The sequence below is a fragment of the Dactylosporangium sp. CA-152071 genome (assembly GCF_050936335.1).
GTDB classification, from domain to species: Bacteria; Actinomycetota; Actinomycetes; order Mycobacteriales; family Micromonosporaceae; genus Dactylosporangium; species Dactylosporangium maewongense.
This window is the reverse complement of record NZ_JBNJMZ010000001.1, coordinates 3,146,607-3,168,045: the sequence shown is the minus strand read 5'-3', so window position 1 is coordinate 3,168,045 and position 21,439 is coordinate 3,146,607. Positions and strand designations below refer to the sequence as shown.

Sequence of the window (21,439 nt, the reverse complement as noted above, 5' to 3'; positions counted from 1 at the left end):
CGGCGGAGGTTGAATGCTCGTCGGTGTGAGCAGGTCGACCGGTCAGCGTCTTCTCGGGCGTGACGATGAGGTGCGCACACTGTCCGGGCATCTGGACGCGGTCGACGTCCGGGGGTGTGCGGTCGGGTTGCTCGGCGAGCCCGGAGTGGGCAAGAGCGCGCTGCAGGCGGAGGTCGTGGGGCACGCGCGGACCCGTGGGTTCACGGTGCTGGCGGCGCGGGGGAGCCAGTCGGAGACGCATCTGCCGTTCGCGAGCCTGCACCAGGTGCTGCGGCCGCTGCTGCCGCGGGCCGAGCGGCTGCCGGCCATGCAGCGCGACGCCCTGCTCGCCTGCTTCGCCATGGGCGACTCGGCCGAGGTGAACCCGTTCTTCGCGTTCCTGGCCGTGCTGGAGCTGCTCGTCGACCTGGCGCGGCGGACGCCGGTGCTGGTGTGCCTGGACGACCTGCACTGGATGGACCGGCCGTCGATCGACGCGCTCGCCTTCGTCGCCCGCCGGATCGACAGTGAGCGGGTGGTCGTGCTGTGCACGTCGCGGACCGGGCCGCTGCCGTTCGCCGACCCCGGCACGGTCGAGTGGATGGAGCTCGGCGGCATCGACGAGGCCGCCGCGGCGGCGTTGCTGGAGGCGCGGGCGCCGCGGCTCGCCCCGGCGGTGCGTGACCGGGTGCTGCGGCAGGCCGGCGGCAACCCGCTCGCCCTGATCGAGTTCGCGACCACGCTGGAGTCGGGGGAGCACGCGTGGACCGAGCTCGACGACGACCTGCCCATGACCACCCGCCTGGAGCGGGCCTTCGCCGCGCGGGCCGAGCACCTGGGCCCGGCCGTGCGCGCGGTGCTGACCGTGGCCGCGGTCGACGACGGTGACGACGTCAGCGACGTGCTCGCGGCGGCGCGGATCCTCCACGGTGCGCCGGTCGACCGGGTCGCGGCGCAGCCGGCGTTCGAGCACGGGCTGCTGACGGTGGCCGGGGACCGGTACCGCATCACCCACCCTCTGGTCGGCTCGGCGCTGCGGCAGGCCATGTCGCCGGCGACGCGCCAGCAGGCGCACGAGGCGCTCGCCCGGGTGCTGGCCGCGCAGCCGGACCGGGCGGTGTGGCACCGGGCCGCCGCGGTCTCCGGGCGCGACGAACGGATCGCGGCCGAGCTGGAGCAGGCGGCCGGGAACGCCCAGCGCCGCGGCGCGATCGCGTCCGCGGCGGCGTGGCTGGAGCGGGCGGCGGCGCTGAGCCCGGACCCGCAGGCGCAGGCCGCGCGCCTGCTCAGCGCCGCGGAGCTCGGCTACCAGCTGGGCCGCTTCGACCAGGTCGAGCAGATCAAGGCGCAGGTCGCGGGGGTGACGCTGCGGCCCCGGGACCGGTCGCGGCTGATCTGGCTCGAGGGCGTCTTCCACGACGGGTCCACGGGCGAGCCGGCGGAGGTGCGGCACCTCGTCGACGAGGCCCGGCACGCCACCGCCGGCGGGGACGTCGAGCTCGCCATGCAGCTGCTGGTCGGCGCGGCCCGCCGGGTCTGGTGGCGCGACCCGGGGGAGCGGCTCCGGCACGCGATCGTCGAGGCCGCCGGGGAGGCGGACGTGCCGGCCGGCGACCCGCGGCTGCTGGCCATCCACGCGCTGTCGGAGTCGCACGAGCAGGGACCGGCGGTCATCGAGCAGCTCGCGCGGTGGCCTGCGGACGCCGGCGGCCGCCCCGACCTGGCGGGCCTGCTGGGCATCGCGGCGTTCTGCACCGGTGACTTCCCCCGGGCCGTGACGTTCCTGTCCACCCCCGTGCACGAGCTGCGCGCGCAGGGCCGCATGAGCCTGCTCGCCGAGGCGCTCGCGATCCGGGCGTGGGCCGAGATCTACCTGGGCACGTTCGACGCGGCGAGCTCGGCGGACGAGGCGATGCGGCTCGCGGACGAGACGGGCCAGTCGCTGTGGGCCGCGACCGCCCGCATCGCCGTGGCCCTGATCGACGGCGTGGGCCGCGGCTGGGACACGCACCACGTCCTGCTCGCGGAGGCCGAGCACACGGCGCTGCGGACCCCGAACGCGGCGTCGTCGCTGCTCGCCGGCGCGCAGCTGGCCCGCGGGATCGCCGAGCTGGGCGCGAACCGGCCCGAGCCGGCGTACCGCGAGCTGCTCCGCGTGTTCGAGCCCGCGGATCAGGCCTTCCAGCGGGTGCAGCAGGTGTGGACGCTGGGCTATCTGGCCGACGCGGCCGTCCACACCGGCCGGCACGCCGAGGCGAGGTCGGCGCTGGCCGCGATGGAGCGGATCGCGGGGTCGTCGCCGGCGACCGGATCGACGATCGCCCTGGAGTACGCCAGGGCGGTGCTGGCGGATCACGGGTCGGCCGAGACGCTGTTCCAGCTCGCCGTGGACGGTGCGAGCCGCCGGCTGCCCTGGCACCGGGCCCGCGCCGAGCTGGCCTACGGCTCGTGGCTGCGCCGGCAGCGGCGGGTCGTCGAGTCCCGCGAGCCGCTGCGCGCGGCGCGGGCTGCCTTCGAGGCCGTCGGCGCCCGCGCGTGGGCGCAGCGGGCCGACCAGGAGCTGCGGGCGACCGGCGAGCGCGGGTGGCAGCCGACCCCGCACCCGCGGGACCGGCTGTCGCCGCAGGAGACCCAGATCGCCGAGCTGGCCGCGCAGGGCCTGTCGAACCGCGAGATCGGCCAGCGGCTGTTCCTGTCGCACCGCACGGTCAGCTCACACCTGTACCGCATCTTCCCGAAGCTCGGCGTCGGCTCCCGCGGCCAGCTCGCCGCCGCGCTGTCCCACCAGGTTCAGTCGCTTGACGCTAGCCGGGACTGAAGCCCGCCGGCGTACCGTGCTCACGACCGCTGCACCTGCCCGCGTCGAGTGGAGACGAACCGTGACCACGCCCGTGCTCTTCATCCATGGCCTCTGGCTGCACGCCTCGTCGTGGGACCCGTGGATCCAGCTGTTCCGGGACGCCGGCTACGACCCGCACGCCCCCGGCTGGCCCGGTGACGGCGCCACGGTCGAGGCGTCGCGGCAGCACCCCGACGCGATCGGCGACCACGGCATCGACGACGTCGTCGAGCACTTCGCCGGCGTCATCGAGCGGCTGCCCTCGCCGCCGATCCTGATCGGGCACTCGTTCGGCGGGATGATCGCCCAGAAGCTGCTGGGCCAGGACCGTGCCCTCGCCGCCATCGCGATCGACGCCGCCCAGATCAAGGGTGTGCTGCCGGTGCCGCTGTCGGCGCTGCGGGCCACGCTGCCGGTCTTCAGGAACCCGGCGAACCTGCACCGGGCCGTCTCCCTGACCGCGGAGCAGTTCCGGTTCGCCTTCGCCAACACCGTCTCCGAGCAGGAGTCCGACGAGCTCCACGAGCGCTGGACGATCCCCGCGCCGGGCAAGCCGCTGTTCGAGGCGGCCACCGCGAACTTCGACCCGCACTCCCCGGCGAAGGTCGCCACCGACAACCAGACCCGCGGCCCGCTGCTGCTGATCGCCAGCGGCAAGGACCACACCGTCCCCGAGTCGGTGACCCGGGCGACCCTCAAGCAGTACCGCCACTCCGAGGCCGTCACCGACCTTGTCACGTTCCCGGACCGGGCGCACTCGCTGACCATCGACTCCGGCTGGCGCGAGGTGGCGGACACCTGCCTGACCTGGCTGAAGCAGCAGTCCCTGTGAACCTCGGCCGCACCGACCGGCGAGCCGTCGTGACCGGCGCGAGCAAGGGCATCGGCCTGGCGGTCGCCCGGGCGCCCGGGTCGCCGCCGGCGCCCGCCACGGCTCCGCCGAGCTGAGCGCGCTTCCCGACCAGGGCGCCGCCTGAGGTTCGCTACGCCGAGCGGTGGAAGGCGGCGAGGATGGCGTCGGCGGCCTGGCCGGGGGTCATGGTGCCGGCGCGGACCTGGGCCTCCAGGTCGGGGGCGAGGGCCCGCACGTCGGTGTCGGCGCGCAGCCGGTCCAGGAGGGTCGCGCGGGCGGTCTCCCAGATCCACGCGACCCGCTGGGCCTCGCGGTGGCGGTCGAGGGCGCCCGACGACGACAGGTGGTCGTGGTGGGCCTCGAGGCGGGACCAGAGGTCGGGCAGGCCGGCGCCGGTGAGGCCGCTGCAGGTGACGACCGGCACCTGCCAGTCTCGGGCGCCGGACGTGTGCAGCAGGCGCAGCGCGCCGGCCAGCTCGCGGGCGGCCTTGCGGGCGTCGGGCTCGTGCGGGCCGTCGGCCTTGTTGACGGCGATGACGTCGGCGAGCTCCAGGACGCCCTTCTTGATGCCCTGCAGTTGGTCGCCGGTGCGGGCGAGCGCCAGCAACAGGAACGTGTCGACCATCCCGGCCACGGCGGTCTCGGACTGGCCGACGCCGACGGTCTCGACGAGGACGACGTCGTAGCCCGCCGCCTCGACGACGGTCATCGCCTCGCGGGTCGCGCGGGCCACGCCGCCGAGGGTGCCCGACGTGGGCGACGGCCGTACAAAGGCGGCGTCGTCGACGGCGAGGCGGGCCATCCTGGTCTTGTCGCCGAGGATGCTGCCGCCGGTGCGGGTCGAGGACGGGTCGACGGCGAGGACCGCGACCCGGTGCCCGGCGCCGGTGAGGAACGTGCCGAGCGTGTCGATGAACGTGGACTTGCCGACGCCGGGGACGCCCGTGACGCCGACGCGGCGGGCCCGGCCCGCGTGCGGGGTCAGCGCGACGAGCAGCTCCTGCGCCTGGGTGCGGTGGTCGGGACGGGTCGACTCCACGAGGGTGATCGCCCGCCCGATCGACGCGCGGTGCCCGGCGAGCACCCCCTCCAGGAGAGCGGTCACCGGCGCAGCCGGGAGCTGCCGGGAGGGCGTGACAGTTGCGCGAGCAGGTCCAGGGCCGCGGAGGCGATCACCGTGCCCGGCGGGAAGATCGCGGCGGCGCCGGCGGCGCGCAGCTCGTCGAAGTCCTGCTGGGGGATGACGCCGCCGACGATGACGAGGATGTCGTCGCGGCCGAGGGCGGCGAGGGCGTCGCGCAGCGCGGGGACGAGGGTGAGGTGCCCGGCGGCGAGGGAGTTGACGCCGACGATGTGCACGTCGGCCTCGACCGCCTGGCGGGCCACCTCGTCCGGCGTCTGGAAGAGCGGGCCGACGTCGACGTCGAAGCCGAGGTCGGCGAACGCGGTCGCGACGACCTTCTGGCCGCGGTCGTGGCCGTCCTGGCCCATCTTCGCGACGAGGATGCGGGGGCGGCGCCCCTCCTCCTCGGCGAACTCGGCGGTGGCGGCGCGGACCCGGTCGATGAGCTCGTCGTTGCCGGCTTCGTCGCGGTACACCCCGGAGATGGTACGGATCTGCGCCGTGTGCCGCCCGAACACCTTCTCCAGGGCGTCGGAGATCTCCCCGACGGTGGCGTGCGCGCGGGCCGCCGCGACCGACAGCTCCAGGAGGTTGCCGTCCGACGCGGCGCCGGCCGACAACGCGTCCAGGGCGGCCTGCGTCGCGGCGGAGTCGCGGGAGGCGCGCAGGCGCGCGAGCTTCGCCAGCTGCTGGGCGCGGACGGAGGAGTTGTCGACCTTCAGGACCTCGATCGGCTCGTCGGCGTCGGGCCGGTACTTGTTGACCCCGATCACCGGCTGCCGGCCGGAGTCGATGCGGGCCTGGGTGCGGGCCGCCGCCTCCTCGATGCGCAGCTTCGGGATGCCCTCGTCGATGGCGCGGGCCATGCCGCCGGCCGCCTCGACCTCCTGGATGTGCTGCCAGGCGCGGGCCGCGAGGTCGTGGGTGAGGCGCTCCACGTATGCGCTGCCGCCCCACGGGTCGATGACCCGGTTCGTGCCGGACTCCTGCTGCAGCAGCAGCTGCGTGTTGCGGGCGATGCGGGCGGAGAAGTCGGTCGGCAGCGCCAGGGCCTCGTCGAGGGCGTTGGTGTGCAGCGACTGGGTGTGGCCCTGGGTGGCGGCCATCGCCTCGACGCAGGTGCGGACCACGTTGTTGAACACGTCCTGCGCGGTCAGCGACCAGCCGGACGTCTGGCAGTGCGTGCGCAGGCTCAGCGACTTGGGGTTCTTCGCGCCGAACTCGCGCACGAGCTTCGCCCACAGCAGCCGGCCGGCGCGCAGCTTCGCGACCTCCATGAAGAAGTTCATGCCGATGGCCCAGAAGAACGACAGCCGCGGCGCGAACACGTCGACGTCGAGGCCGGCGTCGCGGCCGGCCCGCAGGTATTCGACGCCGTCGGCCAGGGTGTAGGCGAGCTCCAGGTCGGCGGTCGCGCCGGCCTCCTGGATGTGGTAGCCGGAGATGGAGATCGAGTTGAACTTCGGCATCTTCTCCGAGGTGTACCGGAAGATGTCGCTGATGATCCGCATCGACGGCGCGGGCGGGTAGATGTAGGTGTTGCGGACCATGAACTCTTTGAGGATGTCGTTCTGGATCGTGCCGGACAGCTGCTCCGGCGCGACGCCCTGCTCCTCGGCGGCGACGATGTAGAGGGCGAGCACGGGGAGCACCGCCCCGTTCATCGTCATCGACACGCTCATCTTGTCCAGCGGGATGCCGTCGAAGAGCTGCCGCATGTCGAGGATGGAGTCGATCGCGACGCCGGCCATGCCGACGTCGCCGGCGACCCGCGGGTGGTCGGAGTCGTAGCCGCGGTGGGTGGCGAGGTCGAAGGCGACGGACAGGCCCTTCTGCCCGCCGGCGAGGTTGCGGCGGTAGAAGGCGTTGGACTCCTCGGCGGTGGAGAACCCGGCGTACTGGCGGACCGTCCACGGCTGCGTGGTGTACATCGTCGGGTAGGGCCCGCGCAGGAACGGGGCGATCCCCGGGTACGTGTCGAGGAAGTCGAGCCCGTCGAGGTCGGGTGCGCCGTGCACGCCGGCGACGTCGATGCCCTCCGGGGTCGGCCACGCCTCGGCGGGCTCCGGCGGGGTGGCGTCGACGCGGGGGGTGCCGAGGGCGACCTCGGTGAAGTCGGGGATCACGGCGCCACCAGTCCCAGGTCCAGATGTGTGCGGCGGAGCACGGCGAGTGCGTCGCAGCCGGTGTACAGGTAGTCGTCGACGTGCTCGTAGCCGGCGGGTTTCCCCGCCAGCCAGACGGTCTTGACGCCCTCGGCCTTCAACCGGCGGGCGGTGTCCTCGGCCTCCTCGGCGTAGGAACGGTCGGAGCCGCAGATGCACGCCACGGTCGGGGACGGTCCATTGTGGACGGCTCCGCCGCGGCCCGAGTCAACGACTGTGGTCCGGATGCCGCCGGCGGCGAACAGGTTGGCCGCGAACGACGCCCGCGCGGTGTGCGCCGCGACCGGGCCGAGCGTGACCAGGCTGACGACCTGGTCCGAGCCGTCGGCGGCGTCGCGCAGGGATTCGAACGCCTCGGCGTACCGGTGCCGCGGCAACCCACCCGAAGGTGCCTGCGGGGCGGGGGAGCGGACCGGCCGCCGCTCCTCCAGGGACGCGAACTCGCTGACGCCGGTGATCGGGTCGAGGCGGTGCGCGATCCGGTCGGCGCGGCGCTGCCAGGTCGCGGCGACCCGGTCGGCGACGAGCCCGCCGCCGAGCGCGGCGCCCATCCCGCCGGCCCGCTCCACCTCGACGAACACGTCCCAGGCGGCGTGCGCGAGCGCGTCGGTCAGCGACTCCACGAACCATGAGCCGCCGGCCGGGTCGAGGACCCGCGCCACGTGCGCCTCCTCGACCAGCAGCGTCGAGGTGTTGCGCGCGATCCGCCGGGCGAAGCCGTCGGGCAGCCCGAGCCGCGCGTCGAACGGCAGCACCGTCACCGCGTCGGCGCCGCCGACCCCGGCGGCGAAGCAGGCGACGGTGGTGCGCAGCAGGTTCACCCACGGGTCGCGGGCCGTCATCATCGCCGCGCTCGTCACCGCGTGCTGCACCTGCGCGCCGAGGTGCGGCACGTCGCAGACCGTCGCGATCCTCGACCAGATCCGCCGCGCCGCCCGCAGCTTCGCGATCGTCGCGAACTGGTCCTGGCCGGCCGCGTAGCGGAACTCCAGCTGGCGCAGCGCCATGCCGGCGCTCATCCCCGCGTCGACGAACGCCCGCAGGTACGCGACCCCGGTCGCGGCGGCGAAGCCGAGCTCCTCGGCGTCGCTGCCGCCGGCCTCGTGGTAGGGCGTCGCGTCGACCGTCGCCACCGGCACGTGCCGCGGGGCCTGCTTCGCGAGCCGGCCCAGCATGCCGAGGTCGGCGGGCTCCCCGGTCTTCGCCTGCCACCCGAGCGGGTCGGCGCCGAGGTTGCCGCGCTTGTCGTCACCCGGCAGCCCGAGGAACACGCGCGCGGCGTCCTCCGTCGCGGCGCCGCAGTCGAGCACGACGGGGGCGAGGTCGAGGTACACGCCGTCGAGGACGTCTGGGATGCTGCTGGGCGCGATCCCGTCGAGCCAGATCGAGGTCGCCCCGTTCTCCAGGTCGGCGAGGATCGCCTCGCGGGTCGCCTTCGCGTCGGGGTCCGAGTGCCGTTGCCGCACGTCCCACGGCCGCGGCTGCGCGCTGCCGCCGCGGATGAACGGCGCCTGACCCGGCCACCCGGCCGCCGGCAACCCGGCCGCGTCGGCGGCGGTGTACAGCGGCGCGACCGCGATCCCGTCATAGGTGGCGCTGCCCAGCAGCTCCGCGACCGCCTCCGGCGGCGTGCCGTCGTCGGCGGCACCGGTCTTGCGCAGCACCGCCAGGGCCAGCCGCTGCCACTGCTCCAGGTCACCGTCGGCGAAGTCGGCGCCGAGGCGCACAGCCTCACTCATGACCGGATGTTAAGGGCCCGCGACGGCGACCCCGCAGCCGTTGTGAAATGGTCCACCCGTCGAATATCTCATCGTTTCGTCCGCTTCGCCGCTCCGACAAACCCCAGAAATGTGAAGCGTGGTGAACCGGACCAGGCCTGGTCGCGCCGCGGGTGACCGCCCCGGTGGCTGGGGCGGTCACCCTGTGTGGGCCGGTGGGGCGTGGGTCAGGAGAAGTAGCGCAACCAGACGTAACCCCAGGCGATGACGGTGGTCATCACGGTGGTGACGATGCCGTAGCGGGTGAACTGCCAGAAGCTGATCGGCTCGCCGGAGCGGGCGGCGATGCCCAGCACGACGACGTTGGCGCTGGCGGCGACGGCGGTGCCGTTGCCGCCGAAGTCGGCGCCGAGGGCGAACGCCCACCACAGCGACTGGCCGGTGGCCGGGTCGGGGGTGGTCGCCACGATGTCCTCCACGATCGGGGCCATCGTCGCCACGTACGGGATGTTGTCGAAGAACGCGCCGAGCACGGCGGATCCGAACAGCAGCCCGGTCGCGGCGAGGAACCAGTCGTCGCCGACCTGGCCGGTCGCCCAGGTGCCGATGCGGTGGATGACGCCGGTCTCGACGAGGCCGCCGACCATCACGAACAGGCCCATGAAGAACACCAGCGTCGACCACTCCACCTCCTCCAGGTAGGCGGCGGTGGGGACCTGGGACACGAGCACCATCAGCCCGGCGCCGAGCAGCGCGATGATGGCCGGCTCGACGTGGATGACGGCGTGCAGCGCGAAGCCGGTGACGACCAGCCCGAGGACCGCCAGGCACCGGATCAGCAGCCGCCGGTCGGTGATCGACGCGCGCTCGTCCATGGCCATGACCTCGGCGACGCGCTCCGGGTGGTACTCGAAGCGCTTGCGGAACATGACCCACGCCAGCAGCACGAACAGCACGAACAGGACGACGACGATCGGTGCCATGTGCACGACGAAGTCGTTGAACGTCAGGCCGGCGCGGCTGCCGATGATGATGTTCGGCGGGTCGCCGATGAGCGTGGCGGCGCCGCCGATGTTGGAGGCGAGGGCCTCCGCGATCAGGTACGGCGCGGCCGGGATGCCCAGCTTGCGGCACACCAGCACGGTCACCGGCGCGACCAGCATGATCGTGGTGACGTTGTCGAGGAACGGCGACGCGACCGCGGTGATGACCATGAGCATCACGAGGAGTTTGTACGGCCGGCCGCCGGAGCGCTTCGCCGCCCAGATGGCGAGGAACTCGAAGACGCCGGTCTGCTTGATGACCCCGACGATGATCATCATGCCGAGCAGCAGGAAGATGACGTTCCAGTCGATGCCGGCGTGCTCGGAGAAGAACACGTCCTTGCCGGGCACCAGGCCCAGCAGGGCCATCATGCCGGCGGCGAACAGGGCGACGGCGACCCGGTGGACCTTCTCGGTGGCGATGAGGGCGAACGCGACCGTGAAGATGACGATCGCGGCGACGGCGCTCACCGGCGGCCCGGCGGGCCGTGCGGCGTGACGAGCTGACGCGGGCGTTGCGGTATGCGGTACATGACGGAAACCTCCTGAAGGACAACGCGACGAAACCGTCGACCCCGGTGGGGTCACGGCTGTGGAAGACGTCGAACCTCAGGAAGTGGGCGGGCCCCGGCACCCCGGGGTGGCACCGCATCGTCCACTGTGGACGTGGGATGGGCCGGCCGCCGCGGACCAGCGGGCCGCCGGCGGCGTGACGTCGACGGTGGCGGGCAGCACCACGAGCCAGTGCGCCCCGTCGGTGCCGGTGTCGCCGGTGCGGGGGAGCTTGCGCCCCTGGGGCGCCTCCGCGCCCGGTGCCGCCGACGCGACGCTCGCCGTCCGCGCGACCTGGAACGTGTCGCCGGGCAGCGCGTGGTGGGCCTGGGTCAGGCCGAGCAGCATGGCGCAGATGCTCAGCGCGAGGCTGACCGCGGTCGTGCGCAGTGCGGTCCTCACGCCTCACCTCCACCCCGCTCGCCGAATCCGCAAGGCTACCAGCTGTCCGGCACCCGTCAGTGTGGAAAAGGCCGCGCGGGCCGCGGCGTGATGCCGGCGCGGAACTGCCCGATGCGGGCCACCACCTGCTCCATGCTGACCGTGTCCTCGAGCGCGGTGAACGACAGGTTCGCCAGGTGCACGACCTTCCCCTGGGCGCGCAGCGCGAGCGCCAGCGGCAGCCCGGCGTACACGTCGAAGCCGCCACCCGCCCCGGCGACCAGGACGCTGCGCGCGCCGGCGAGCGCCGCGAACAACGGCGGCACGGCCAGGCTCATGACCGGCTCTGGTGCGCTCAAGACAGGCTCTGGTGCCAGGCGGCGTAGACGCGCTTCGGGACCACCATCCGCCACGCGTCGACGATCAGGTCGCGCAGCTCCTCGCCGCCGAGCTCGGCGAGGTGGCCGCAGGCCCAGTTGAACCGCAGGTCCGACAGCTGCGGCAGGAAGAACCGGCCGGGGTCGGTCGCCACGAGGGCGTCGCGCTCCTCCTTCGGGAACGCGAACCCCAGCGTCGTCTCGTCCTGCGACAGCGCCAGATAGACGATGCTGCCCACCCGGAACTTGACCCGGTCGCGGATCAGGTGCTCCGTCGTCCGCGGCAGGCTCAGCGCCACCGCGCGTACCTCGTCGACGCTCCCCATCGGCTCATCCTGGCATGCCGGACCCGCCCCGCAGGGCCCCTGCGAGCGGCGGGCAAACCCGCCCTGTTACCCGTCCTGGCGCGCCGCTCACATCGCCCCCGAGGCGTATGCCATCAAAGCACCGCAAAACGGGCGAAGTTTCGTCCGATCGGGTGACCTTGACGTCACCCCGGGCCGTGCTCGTCGTTGCTGGGGGCAACTAGGACCCCCTGCCGAGCGAGCGAACGGACCGACGCGATGAAACCGGGTATCGGTGGCGCGCACAGATCACGAGGCCGGATGCTCATGGCCTCGGCACCGCTCACGCTGACCGTCGCGGCGGCCGTCCTCGTCGGCGGGCCGCCGCTCGGGCTGCCGGCCGAGGTCGCAGTCCTCGTCGCCGCCGCGGCCGCGGTGACCCTGCACGCCGCCTGGCTGCTGCGCCTCGCGATCGGTGCCGGCCGGCAGCACCCGCACGCGGACGAGGCCGTCGCCGCCGCGCCGAAGGCGCTGCCGCGCGGCACCGTGTTCAGTCTCGTGGCGCTCGCTCTGGGAGTCTTCGGCGCCGGGGTCTCCGCCGTGGCCACGCCCGTCGCCGGGTACGTCGCGCCGGTCGCGGGGGCGGCGCTCGTGGCCGGCCTGCTGAAGCTGCCCGGGGTCACCGTCGACACGCCCGGCGCGTTCCGGCGGGCGCTCGACGGGATCTGCGTCGCACTGTGGAAGTTCCTGACCCTGCTCGTCCTCGTGCTCGAACAGCACGGCGACCCCAGCCCCACCGTCTTCACCACCTGCCTGCTCGCGATCGTCGGCATCACGGTCGCGGTCGTCAGCGGCGTACGGGCGCCGTTCCCGCGCTGGGCCGCCGTCACCGCCGCCGGGGGCGTCGCGCTCCTGGTCCTCGGCCTGGCGGTGCTGCCGCTGCGGCCCGCCGGCGGCGGCACCTGGCTGCTCGTCGCGGGCGGCCTGCTCGTCCTCGGGTCGGTGCTGGTCTGGGCCGGGGCGTGCCGGTCGGTGTACGTCGACCGCCAGCCCGTCCGGCCCGCCACCGACGGCACGCTGATCGGCGACCCGCTGCTCGTCGCGCCCGTCCTCGCCGGCGCCGCCGCGGTGCTGTACGCGCTCGTCAGCCGCGGGCAGCTCGGCACGCCCGCGATGGTCATCGGCACGCTCGCCGTGCTGGCCGTCGCGGTACGCGAGCTGCTCGAGGCGGTCGCGCTACGCCGGTACAGCGGCCAGCTCGACGCGCAGGAGGCGACCTTCCGCACGCTGGTCGCCGGATCCTCCGACGTCATCGTGGTGCTGGACCGGGACCTGTCGGTGCGGTGGCAGTCGGCGGCCGCGGCGCGCCGGTTCGGGCTGTCGGACCAGGACGTGGTCGGCCGGCCGTTCCTGCAGCTGGTACATCCCGACGACGCCGATGAGCTGGCCCTGGACCGGACGTCGCCGCAGCCGGTGCGGGCCAGGATCCAGGACGGGTTCGGGGCGTGGCGGCCGGTCGAGGTCAGCGTCACCGACGAACGCGGCAACCCCGAGGTCGACGGCGTCGTCGTGCACCTGCGCGACGTCACCGCCGAACAGGACCTGGAGCGCAGCCTGCAGCGCACGCAGCGGACCGACCCGCTGACCGGGCTGGCCAACCGCGGGACGCTGCTGGCCCACCTCGAAGACAAGACCGGCCACCTGATGATGATCGGCCTGGACGGCTTCGCGGGCGTCAACGACCTGCACGGCTCCGACGTCGGCGACGCGATGCTGGTCGAGGCCGCCGCCCGCATCCGCGCCGCGATCGGCAAGGGCGACGTCGCGGCGCGGCTCAACGGCGACGAGTTCGCGGTGTACACCGGGGTCGACAAGGTCCACGCGTTCACGCTCGCGACGCGGCTGCTCGGCGACCTCGGCGAGCCGTACCCGCTGCCCGGCGCCGACCTGCAGCTGTCCGCCGGGATCGGGCTCGCCCCGGCTGGCGGCGGCGCCGAGGAGTCGCTGCGCCGGGCCGGGCTGGCGCTGCGCCGGGCGAAACGCGGCGGGCGCGGCAAGGTCGAGTGGCACGACGCCGCCGTCGAGGACGCCTTCGTGCGGCGGGCCACGCTCGAGCAGCACCTGCCGCAGGCGGCCGAGCGCGGCGAGCTCGACCTCGCGTACCACCCGGTCTACGACCTCGTCGAAGGCCACCCGATCGGCGTGGAGGCGCTGCTGCGCTGGCGGCACCCCACCCTCGGCACGGTCCCGCCGCGGGAGACCCTGGAGGTGGCGCGGGAGCTCGGGATCACCGGCGAGATCCACGACTGGGTGCTCAACCAGGCGTGCCGGCAGCTGTCGTCGTGGCAGCACGAGGGGTACCAGCTGTGGATGTCGGTCAACGTGGCGATCGACGACCTCGTCGCCGAAGGGTTCGCCGGCCGGCTCAGCCTCGCCCTCGACAGCCACCAGATCGACCCGCCGGACCTGGTCGTGGAGCTGTCGGAGCGGGAGCTCGGGGTGGACCTCGACCGGGCCGTCGAGCCCCTGGCCACGGTGCGGGCCATCGGGGTGCGGACCGCGCTGGACGGCTTCGGCGCGGGCGCCACGTCACTGGCGCACCTGCGGCGGCTGCCGACGGACGTGCTGAAGGTCGACGGCGCCCTCTTCGCGGCGCAGCCGGCCGGCGGCGGGGCCGCGCCGCCGATCATCGACGTCGTCGTGAGCCTCGCGCAGCGGCTCAACGTGACGGTCGTCGCCCACGGTCTGGAGGCGGAGCGGCACCTGCAGGTCGTGCGGACCGCGGGTTGCCGCTACGGCCAGGGCCACTACTACGGCCCGCCGGCACCGGCGGAACGCATCGAGGCCGCGCTGGTGCGGCAGCGAACCTGGTGACCGCCACAGTCACGCCATGCGGCTGGTGACCGGCCGGTCCCGGTGCACGTGCAGCACGCTGAACGTGATCGGCTCGTCCGGCTTGCCCTGCCAGCCGACGGCGAGCCGGTGCGTCTCGCGGGTCGACGGGAACAGCATCTTGCCGGTCGCGACGACGGGCAGCCCCAGCTTCGCCGGCTGCGCGCCGCGGTTCTTCAGGTTGCCGCCGACGACGTTGATCAGCTCACCCATCGCGTCGGTGACGTCCTGGTCCGTGACCTCGTCGGGCTCCATGGCGAGCATCAGGCCGGTGATGTCGTTCGCCGCCGCCGCCGGTACGAGCACCCGCACGTGACCCTCCCAGGCACCGGTGATCGAGACGGCGGCGGTGATCGGACGCATGTCCAGCACCGGCTCGTGATCGGTCGCCTGGGCGTCCGGCTGCTGCAGGTACGCGTCCCAGACCTCGTTGACGATCTCGACGAGGTCTGTGTCGGCGAGGCCGGACTCGTTGAGCGAGGCGTCCACCATGCGCACTCCAGAGGTCATCGGAAGCTGTACCCGTTACCCGCATGGTGACAGCCGGAAGTAGCAGCCCCGGGGAAACGGGAAAATCACTCTGGGACGATCGCGGACGGTCACGGGCCGGCGGCTGCTAGGTTGCGCGGGTGGAGTTCGACGAGTCACGCTGCATCGACCTCGCGGGCCGTATCAACCGCGGCGACATGATGATCGGGATCCTGCCGCTCACGGCGGCCGAGGAGGTCGTCGCGGGGCTCAGCGCCGCCGGCCGGTCGGGCAGCGCCCGCGCCTGGACCGAGCTCGGCCACTGCTACCTCGGCGTGAGCGGTGCCGTGCTCGCCCCCGCCTTCCCCTCCGGCGGGACCACGCTGGACCAGGCCCGGCAGTGCTTCGCCGAGGCCGCCGCGCTCGGCGACCGCGACGGGGCGCTGCTCTTCGCCCGTTCGTGCGCCGACGGCCCGGCCGACGCGCAGCGGGCGGCCCGCGAGCACCTGCGCCCGCACGCCGCCACCGACCCCGCCGCCCGCTACCGGCTGGGCCTGCTGGAGCAGTGGCTCGGCGACCCGGCCGCCGCCGTGCCGCACCACGAGTGGGCCGCCGCGCAGGGCGACGCCGACGCCGCCTTCGAGCTGTACGTGCTGCACGCGACCGGCGAAGGCGTCCCCCGCGACGAGGACCTCGGCTGCCGCTGGCTGCTGCGCGCCGCCGACCTCGGCCAGCCACGGGCGCTGTACAACCTCGGCGCCGCCCACGCCACCGGCGACGGCTTCCCCGCCGACCTGACCCTCGCCGCCGCCTACTACCGCCGCGCCGCCGACGCCGGCAACCCGCGCGCCGCCGCCATGCTCGGCTACATGCACCTGACCGGCGAGGGCGTCCCCGAGGACGCCGCCACCGCCGCCCACTGGTTCGACACCGCCGAGGACCTCGGCCACCCCGTCGACGACTGGCTCGACCACCTCGGCCTCGACCGCCCCCACTCGTGACATGACCGACCCTGCGCACCCGGCTCCGACCTCGGTTGCGGCTTTGGTTTCGGCGCGGCGGCCGGCGGACGTCGTCACCGCGGCGGGCCACCATCTGGGTGACCTGCTGACCGGCACCGGTTTCGCATGGTCGACCCGCCGGCGCAACCTCACCCGTACCGTCGAAAGCGTCACGCACGAGGTCTCCCTCCAGCCGTCGTCGATGAACCGCGCGGCCGGCACCATCACCGTGCAGACGGTCCTGATCCTGCACGACGCGGCCCTGACCACCTGGCGGCGGGCCAACCCCGGCCGCTGCCTGGTGCCGGACCAGGGCAGCTGGGCGATCGGTCACCCGCTCGGGTACGCGGCCGGTCGCGCCAACGGCTACGTGTACGGCGACTTCCCCGACGGCGAGATCGACCTGACCGACCCCGCCCGCCGCCCCGCGGCACTCGCCACCTTCGCGGCCGTGGTGCACGACGCGGTGCTGCCGTGGTTCGACGAGGCGGGCGACCCGGACCGGGCCGTGGTCACGGTGCCCGGCGACCGCACCAACTCGCCGTCGTCGCTGGTCGAGTGGCTGGCCGCCCGCGACCGGCCCGACCTCGTCGAGCCGTACCTGGAGCGCTGTCTGCGGAGAAACCCCACCTGGGGCGACCGCCTCCGCCTGGGCCACGAGCTCGCCGCCGCGGACCGGCACCCGTTCCCCACCCACGGCGGGGATCTCGCGGTCTGCCTGGGCTGGTCGGCGAGCCCGGCTTCCGCCCGCAGCGGAATGGGGACACGGGGTGCGGCGGGTGGGGGCGAGGTCGCCTAGGGTCGGCGTATGGAGCACAGTTTGCGGTTCCGGCCCGAGTGGCGGCCCGACGAAGACCCGCAGCCGCCGCAGGCGCAGCACGCGCCGTGGCTCGACGAGCAGCTGTTCGGTCGGCGCATGGTGTTTCTGCGCGGGGTGATCGAGCCCGAGATGGCGGGCAGGGCGGCGGCGACGCTCCTCGCACTCGACGCGATCGGCGCCGATCCGATCACGCTGCACCTGTCGGCGGAGGAGGGACAGCTGGCGGCGGTGTTCACGCTCGTCGACGCGCTCGACGCCGTGCACGCCCCGGTCCACGCGACCGCCGTCGGCCAGGTCGGCGGCGCCGCCCTCGGGGTGTTCTGCGCCGCGGCGACCCGCACGGCGTTCGCGCACGCCAGGTTCCGCCTGTCGGAGCCGAAGGTGACCAGCCCGGGCGGCACCGCCGACCAGGTCGTCGCCGAGGCCGGGCGCTACCTGCGCGACCTGGAGGACCTGGTCCTGCGCATCGCCGCCGCGACCGGCCAGCCCCGCTCCCGCATCGAGGACGACCTGTCCACCGGCCGCGTCCTGTCCGCCGAGGACGCCGTCGAGTACGGCCTGATCTCCTCCATCACCTCCCGCTGACCCACCCGTCCCGCCCGAGGCGTGCTCGCCTCAGACGCTCCATCGCGAAGTGCTCCCGGGTGGCGCTGGTCCCCGGGTCTTCCGTGGCTGCTCCCGCATGGCTGCTCCCGCGCGGCCCGGGACAGGCGTTGGTCAATGCTCGGCTTGCGGCATTCGTGCTGATGGAGTGTGGCTACTGGGGCCGGCCGAGGCCGGCCTCGCGGGCGCGGACGATGGCCTCGGAACGGTCGGCGACCTGGAGCTTGGCGAAGACGTTGGAGACGTTGTTGCGGACCGTCTTCTGGGACAGGTAGAGGGTCTGGGCGATCTGGGCGTTGGAGCGGCCCGCGGCGAGGAGCTCGAGGATCTCGCGCTCGCGGGCGGTGAGCTCGGGGAAGGCCGTCGTCGCGGTCGGGGGGCCGGCGGCGAAGAACTCGGCGATGCGGCGGGCGAGGGTGGCGCCGAAGACCGCGCCGCCGGAGGCGACCGTGTTGATGGCGCGGACGATCTCCTCCTGTTCGGCGCCCTTCACGAGGTACCCGCGGGCGCCGGCCCGGACGGCGCTGAAGACCGTGCCGTCGTCCTCGGACATGGTGAGCACGACGACGCCGACGGACGGGGCCTCGGCGGAGAGGCGGCGGGTGGCCTCGATGCCGTTCAGGTCGGGCATCTGCACGTCCATGACGACCACGTCGGGGAGCAGGTCGACGGCGAGGGCGACGGCCTCCGCGCCGGTGGCGGCGGTGCCGACGACGTCGATGCCGTCGACGGAGCCGAGGAGGACGGCGAGGCCGTCGCGGAAGATCGGGTGGTCGTCGGCGACCAGGACCCGGACCGGTTCATCGGCCATCGGCCACCTCCTGACGTGAAGATCCTAGAGGCAGTGTGGCGCGCACGGTCGTGCCGCCGTCCGGCGGGCACTCGATCTCGCAGTTGCCGCCGAGCTCCGAGGCGCGTTCCCGCAGTGAGATGAGCCCGACCCCGGACGGCGTGCCGGCGGCGATCCCGGCGCCGTCGTCGGTCACCGTCACCACCAACCTGTCCGAAACAACGGAGAAATCAGCGGAAACCGACGACGCCCGCGCGTGCTTCGACACGTTCGTCAAGGCCTCCGAGGCGATCCGGTAAGCGGCCACCTCCACCGCCGCGGGCAGCCCCGAGGGCAGGGCGCCCTCGACGCGGATCGCGAGGGCGGGCGTGCGGAGGCGGTCGGCGATCTGGTCGACGGCGCCGATCAGGCCCACGTCGTCGAGGGCCGGTGGGCGCAGGTCGTGCACGAGGCGTCGTACGTCGGCGAGCGCGGTCGACACGTCCTCCCGGGCCTGCCGCAGGATGTCGTCGGCCCTGGACGGCGAGGACTTGAGCAGGTTGCGGGCGGTGTCGATGCGCAGCGCCACCCCGCCGAGCGCCGGGCCGAGCCCGTCGTGCAGGTCGCGGCGCACCCGGCGGCGCTCCTCCTCGCGGGCCCCGACCAGGCGTTCCCGGCTCAGCTGCAGCTCGGCGGCGAGGTGGCTGGAGCGCGCCGCGGCCGCCGCCTGCCGGACCACGTCGGCGAGGAGCCGCTCGTCGCGCGGGGAGAGGTCGGTGCGGGGTCCGCCGGCGGGCAGGATCAGCCTGCCGACGGTTTCGCCACGGTACGTGATGGGCAGCGTAGAACAGTCCGGGACCGGCTGCCCGTGCTCGGCGAGCAGGGTCGAGTCGCCGCCGCGGTGGACCTCGACGGCGACGTAGGGGGCGTTGAACGCCTCGGCGACGCTGCGCGCGACGGCGAGCAGCTGGTCCTCGGGGCTGTCGGTGCGTTCGAGCTGTTCGGCGAGGCCGGAGACGACACGGTACGGGTCGTGCCGCCGCCCGAGCACCACGCGCTGGACCAGCTGCCAGAGGCGGTGCCGCAGCGGGCCGTACACGAGCATCACGACGAGCAGGCCGGCGAGGGCGGCACCCTGCTCGCCGAGGAGGGTCGTCGCCGCGGCGAGCAGGATCGCGTCGACGGCGACGACGAGCGTGGCCAGGGCGCCGTAGAGCACGGTGCCGCCGAGGAGCCGGTCGATGTCCACGAGACGCGGGCGCAGGATGCCGACCGCGATCGCGCCGCCGGTGACGACGATCGCCACGAACAGGCCGAGCGACAGCGCCGACTGGGGCAGCAGCAGCGCGGAGAGCATGACCAGCACGTCGACGACGCCGGCCCAGACCAGCCAGCGCATGCGGGTCTTGGCGAGGCCCTCCGCCTGCCGGTACCGGCGGAACACCACCGCGAAGGGCACCAGCAGGCTCAACGGCAGCGCCGCATAGCCGAGGCGGAGCAGGACGACCCAGACGCCGTCGGGCAGCGGGAGCGTGAGCAGGTCGATCGAGAGCTTCAGCGCCGACGAGGGGTCGCCGCCGCCCTGCGCCTCGGCGATGCGGGTCGGGACGAACAGCAGCGTGACCGGCAGGACCGCGGTGAACCCGAGGCTGACGAACGAGGCCCAGCGCCAGCGCCCCTCCGGCGGACGGCCGTCCGGATAGAAGATCAGCAGCAGCGGCAGCGAGAACAGCAGCGCCGCGCCGAGCCGCTGGTAGAGCCACCAGGAGATGGTGACGCCGGGCAGCCAGGGGTCGTGGGCGGTGGCGTACGCGACCCACGACGCGAACGTGCCGTCGCTGGACCAGTGCAGGCCGGTGACGCACAGGATCCAGGCGACCGCGTTGCGCGGGACCTTACGGGCCAGCAGCGCGCCCGGCACGGCGAGGGCCAGGCCGGCGAGGCCGGAGATCCAGCCCGCCTCGATGCCGTCGGTGGCGCGGCGCTCGGCGCCGATCGCGGTCTCCAGGACGATCGAGATGACCGTCGAGGCGAGTGCCAGCAGGACGAAGAGCCCGCCGGCGATGGTGGGGAGCCGCGTGCGCATGCGGCCATCGTGTCAGCCTGGCAGTCCCGCGGTCCCGGGGACCGGAGTCCCGTCCGGGCCGGGACACGGGAAGGGACGCCATCGGGGGCGCGCGGCCCTGCCGCCCGGGTCGCGGTGGGACGCAGGATTCTCGGCATACCCGGCGAGCCCCGCCGCCTCACATAAAGGAACCTGCCATGACGATCCGCACCGAGCCCGTCCCCGCCCGCACCGACGTCCTCACCGGCCAGCAGCCCGTCGCCGCCATCACCGTGGGTGGCGTCCGCAAGCTGGGCCTGGCCCTGACCGCCGGCACGGCGGCGTGGGCGGCCAGCATGTTCACCGTCGGCAACAACCCGACCGACTCCCTCGGCCTGACCATCACCGACGCCACCGGCGGACTGTTCCAGCTGGGGCTGTTCGCGCTGCTCGCCGTCCAGGTCCGGACCCGCGCGACGGGCCTCACGAAGGTGGCCCGCGGCATGCTCGTGGTCGAGCACGTGCTGCTGGCGATCGCCACGCTGTGGAGCGTCCTGCACGCCGTCCCGGCGCTGCGCGACGCGGCGTGGCTCGTCCCGATGGACATCTTCTGGCCGCTGTCGATGCTCGGTATGGCCGTCATCGGCGTGAAGCTGGCGATCACCGGCCGGTGGAAGGGCGTCGTGCGGATCTGGCCGGTGGTCGCGGAGAGCTGGGCCGTCGTCACCGTCCCGGTCTTCGCCATCTTCGGCTCGCCGCTCGCGGACTACGTCGGCGGCGGCCACCTGCTCATCGGCTACATGACGCTCGGCGTCCTGCTGATGCTCCGCCCGCAGCTGACCGGCGCCCGCTGACCCCCGCCACCCAGCTGCCGCATCGGAGCCGCTGACCCCGATTCCCCCTACCCGCGGAAGCCCTCGCCCGTCACGGCGAGGGCTTCTCGCATGACGTCGATCAGTGCGGCGCCCTCGGTGCGGTCCGGGTAGGCCTGGATCGCGACCCGCACCGACGCCATGAACGCCGCGGCCATCAGACGGGCGCGGATCAGCCCTTCGACCCCGCGCGCGACCAGCTCGGCGGTGAGGCCGTCCTCCATCGAGGTGTACGTGGTGACCTGCTGCGCCGCGAGCGCCGGGTGCCGGCGGACGAGCCGCACCTGGGCGATCCAGCGCGGGTCCCGGGCGCCGAGCACCTGGAACACCTCGACGGCGGCGGCGGTCAGCACCTGCCACGGCGCCTCGCCGGCGGGCCGGGCCCGCACCGCGTCGATGAGCACGCACATGCGGGCGTGGTCGCCGTAGAGGAACGCCTCCTCCTTGCTGGCGAAGTAGTTGGAGAACGTCCGCCTGGACACGTCCGCCGCGTCGGCGATCGCCTCGACGGTGACCCGGTCGAGGCCGTGCTCGATCGCCAGCCGGACGGCGGCCTCGTGCAGGGCCTGCCGGGTGGCGGATTTCTTGCGTTCCCGCAGCCCGGTGCTCACGTTCCGAATGTTACCCACTTCTCACTGAGAAAACTTGCGCACTGG

The 21,439-nt window shown here is 73.9% G+C and carries 17 protein-coding genes and 1 pseudogene; 7 read left to right on the top strand and 11 right to left on the bottom strand.

Annotated features, from left to right (window positions below; genetic code table 11):
• Nucleotides 1–13 precede the first annotated feature (13 nt).
• Complete coding sequence (locus ACQEVZ_RS14035; protein WP_433366253.1) at nt 14–2,797, top strand: ATP-binding protein; 2,784 nt, start codon at nt 14–16, stop codon at nt 2,795–2,797.
• 61 nt (nt 2,798–2,858) lie between these two features.
• On the top strand, nt 2,859–3,650 hold the full coding sequence (locus tag ACQEVZ_RS14030) for an alpha/beta hydrolase (protein ID WP_433366250.1): 792 nt from the start codon (nt 2,859–2,861) through the stop codon (nt 3,648–3,650).
• 151 nt (nt 3,651–3,801) lie between these two features.
• Here ACQEVZ_RS14030 and meaB read toward each other — a convergent pair whose 3' ends face one another.
• The 7 genes and pseudogenes from meaB to ACQEVZ_RS13995 all read right to left on the bottom strand — a co-directional run bounded on the left by meaB (nt 3,802) and on the right by ACQEVZ_RS13995 (nt 11,356).
• Nucleotides 3,802–4,776 carry a methylmalonyl Co-A mutase-associated GTPase MeaB gene (gene meaB / locus ACQEVZ_RS14025; RefSeq protein ID WP_433366247.1) on the bottom strand — a complete coding sequence of 325 codons (975 nt, stop codon included), beginning with the start codon at nt 4,774–4,776 and terminating at the stop codon, nt 3,802–3,804.
• A pseudogene (gene scpA / locus ACQEVZ_RS14020) lies at nt 4,773–6,854 on the bottom strand (methylmalonyl-CoA mutase); the annotation flags it as partial. The gene meaB and the pseudogene scpA, both read right to left, overlap by 4 nt.
• A 62-nt stretch (nt 6,855–6,916) precedes the next feature.
• Nucleotides 6,917–8,698 (bottom strand): methylmalonyl-CoA mutase subunit beta, encoded by a 1,782-nt coding sequence (locus ACQEVZ_RS14015; RefSeq protein WP_433366244.1) that lies wholly within the window; start codon nt 8,696–8,698, stop codon nt 6,917–6,919.
• A gap of 206 nt (nt 8,699–8,904) precedes the next feature.
• Nucleotides 8,905–10,191, bottom strand: a complete 1,287-nt coding sequence (locus ACQEVZ_RS14010) for an SLC13 family permease (RefSeq protein ID WP_433366241.1) — start codon at nt 10,189–10,191, stop codon at nt 8,905–8,907.
• Between the two features lie 138 nt (nt 10,192–10,329).
• Nucleotides 10,330–10,674 (bottom strand): hypothetical protein, encoded by a 345-nt coding sequence (locus ACQEVZ_RS14005; protein WP_433366238.1) that lies wholly within the window; start codon nt 10,672–10,674, stop codon nt 10,330–10,332.
• 56 nt (nt 10,675–10,730) lie between these two features.
• Nucleotides 10,731–11,012 (bottom strand): hypothetical protein, encoded by a 282-nt coding sequence (locus tag ACQEVZ_RS14000; protein ID WP_433366235.1) that lies wholly within the window; start codon nt 11,010–11,012, stop codon nt 10,731–10,733.
• A complete protein-coding gene (locus ACQEVZ_RS13995; protein WP_433366232.1) occupies nt 11,009–11,356 on the bottom strand; it encodes an MmcQ/YjbR family DNA-binding protein in 348 nt (115 codons plus the stop codon). Before ACQEVZ_RS13995 ends, ACQEVZ_RS14000 begins: the two co-directional genes overlap by 4 nt.
• A gap of 279 nt (nt 11,357–11,635) precedes the next feature.
• Between ACQEVZ_RS13995 and ACQEVZ_RS13990 the strand changes: the two genes are divergently transcribed.
• Nucleotides 11,636–14,188: a putative bifunctional diguanylate cyclase/phosphodiesterase gene (locus ACQEVZ_RS13990; RefSeq protein ID WP_433366229.1), complete on the top strand. Its 2,553-nt coding sequence runs from the start codon at nt 11,636–11,638 to the stop codon at nt 14,186–14,188.
• Between the two features lie 9 nt (nt 14,189–14,197).
• Here ACQEVZ_RS13990 and ACQEVZ_RS13985 read toward each other — a convergent pair whose 3' ends face one another.
• Nucleotides 14,198–14,698, bottom strand: a complete 501-nt coding sequence (locus ACQEVZ_RS13985) for a chemotaxis protein CheX (RefSeq protein ID WP_344502523.1) — start codon at nt 14,696–14,698, stop codon at nt 14,198–14,200.
• Between the two features lie 137 nt (nt 14,699–14,835).
• Here ACQEVZ_RS13985 and ACQEVZ_RS13980 point away from each other — a divergent pair, with 137 nt between their 5' ends.
• From ACQEVZ_RS13980 to ACQEVZ_RS13970, 3 genes are read left to right on the top strand one after another with little or no spacing between them, the layout of a single operon-like run.
• Nucleotides 14,836–15,675, top strand: a complete 840-nt coding sequence (locus ACQEVZ_RS13980) for a tetratricopeptide repeat protein (RefSeq protein ID WP_433366226.1) — start codon at nt 14,836–14,838, stop codon at nt 15,673–15,675.
• 1 nt (nt 15,676) lies between these two features.
• The gene (locus tag ACQEVZ_RS13975; protein WP_433366223.1) at nt 15,677–16,474 is read left to right on the top strand and encodes a hypothetical protein; all 798 of its coding nucleotides are present in this window, start codon (nt 15,677–15,679) and stop codon (nt 16,472–16,474) included.
• Between the two features lie 9 nt (nt 16,475–16,483).
• Entirely contained in the window at nt 16,484–17,080 is a 597-nt protein-coding gene (locus tag ACQEVZ_RS13970) for an ATP-dependent Clp protease proteolytic subunit (protein ID WP_344502520.1), read from the top strand.
• A 172-nt stretch (nt 17,081–17,252) separates the two neighbouring features.
• Here ACQEVZ_RS13970 and ACQEVZ_RS13965 read toward each other — a convergent pair whose 3' ends face one another.
• Both ACQEVZ_RS13965 and ACQEVZ_RS13960 read right to left on the bottom strand, forming a co-directional pair.
• Entirely contained in the window at nt 17,253–17,909 is a 657-nt protein-coding gene (locus ACQEVZ_RS13965) for a response regulator transcription factor (protein WP_344502519.1), read from the bottom strand.
• Nucleotides 17,899–19,953, bottom strand: a complete 2,055-nt coding sequence (locus tag ACQEVZ_RS13960) for a sensor histidine kinase (protein WP_433366219.1) — start codon at nt 19,951–19,953, stop codon at nt 17,899–17,901. The genes ACQEVZ_RS13965 and ACQEVZ_RS13960 overlap by 11 nt, the downstream gene beginning before the upstream one ends.
• Nucleotides 19,954–20,129: 176 nt before the next feature.
• On the opposite strand from ACQEVZ_RS13960, the gene ACQEVZ_RS13955 reads away from it, so the two are divergent.
• A complete protein-coding gene (locus ACQEVZ_RS13955) occupies nt 20,130–20,765 on the top strand; it encodes a hypothetical protein (RefSeq protein ID WP_433366216.1) in 636 nt (211 codons plus the stop codon).
• 47 nt (nt 20,766–20,812) lie between these two features.
• Here ACQEVZ_RS13955 and ACQEVZ_RS13950 read toward each other — a convergent pair whose 3' ends face one another.
• Nucleotides 20,813–21,394, bottom strand: a complete 582-nt coding sequence (locus tag ACQEVZ_RS13950; protein WP_433366213.1) for a TetR/AcrR family transcriptional regulator — start codon at nt 21,392–21,394, stop codon at nt 20,813–20,815.
• Nucleotides 21,395–21,439: the final 45 nt, after the last annotated feature.

Coding starts and splice junctions, on each gene's coding strand:
- ACQEVZ_RS13965 (WP_344502519.1), bottom strand. CDS start 17,909: ATGGCCGATGAACCGGTCCGGGTCCTGGTCGCCGACGACCACCCGATC.
- ACQEVZ_RS13960 (WP_433366219.1), bottom strand. CDS start 19,953: ATGCGCACGCGGCTCCCCACCATCGCCGGCGGGCTCTTCGTCCTGCTG.
- ACQEVZ_RS13975 (WP_433366223.1), top strand. CDS start 15,677: ATGACCGACCCTGCGCACCCGGCTCCGACCTCGGTTGCGGCTTTGGTT.
- ACQEVZ_RS13955 (WP_433366216.1), top strand. CDS start 20,130: ATGACGATCCGCACCGAGCCCGTCCCCGCCCGCACCGACGTCCTCACC.
- ACQEVZ_RS13990 (WP_433366229.1), top strand. CDS start 11,636: ATGCTCATGGCCTCGGCACCGCTCACGCTGACCGTCGCGGCGGCCGTC.
- ACQEVZ_RS13995 (WP_433366232.1), bottom strand. CDS start 11,356: ATGGGGAGCGTCGACGAGGTACGCGCGGTGGCGCTGAGCCTGCCGCGG.
- ACQEVZ_RS13985 (WP_344502523.1), bottom strand. CDS start 14,698: ATGGTGGACGCCTCGCTCAACGAGTCCGGCCTCGCCGACACAGACCTC.
- ACQEVZ_RS13970 (WP_344502520.1), top strand. CDS start 16,484: ATGGAGCACAGTTTGCGGTTCCGGCCCGAGTGGCGGCCCGACGAAGAC.
- ACQEVZ_RS14015 (WP_433366244.1), bottom strand. CDS start 8,698: ATGAGTGAGGCTGTGCGCCTCGGCGCCGACTTCGCCGACGGTGACCTG.
- ACQEVZ_RS14035 (WP_433366253.1), top strand. CDS start 14: ATGCTCGTCGGTGTGAGCAGGTCGACCGGTCAGCGTCTTCTCGGGCGT.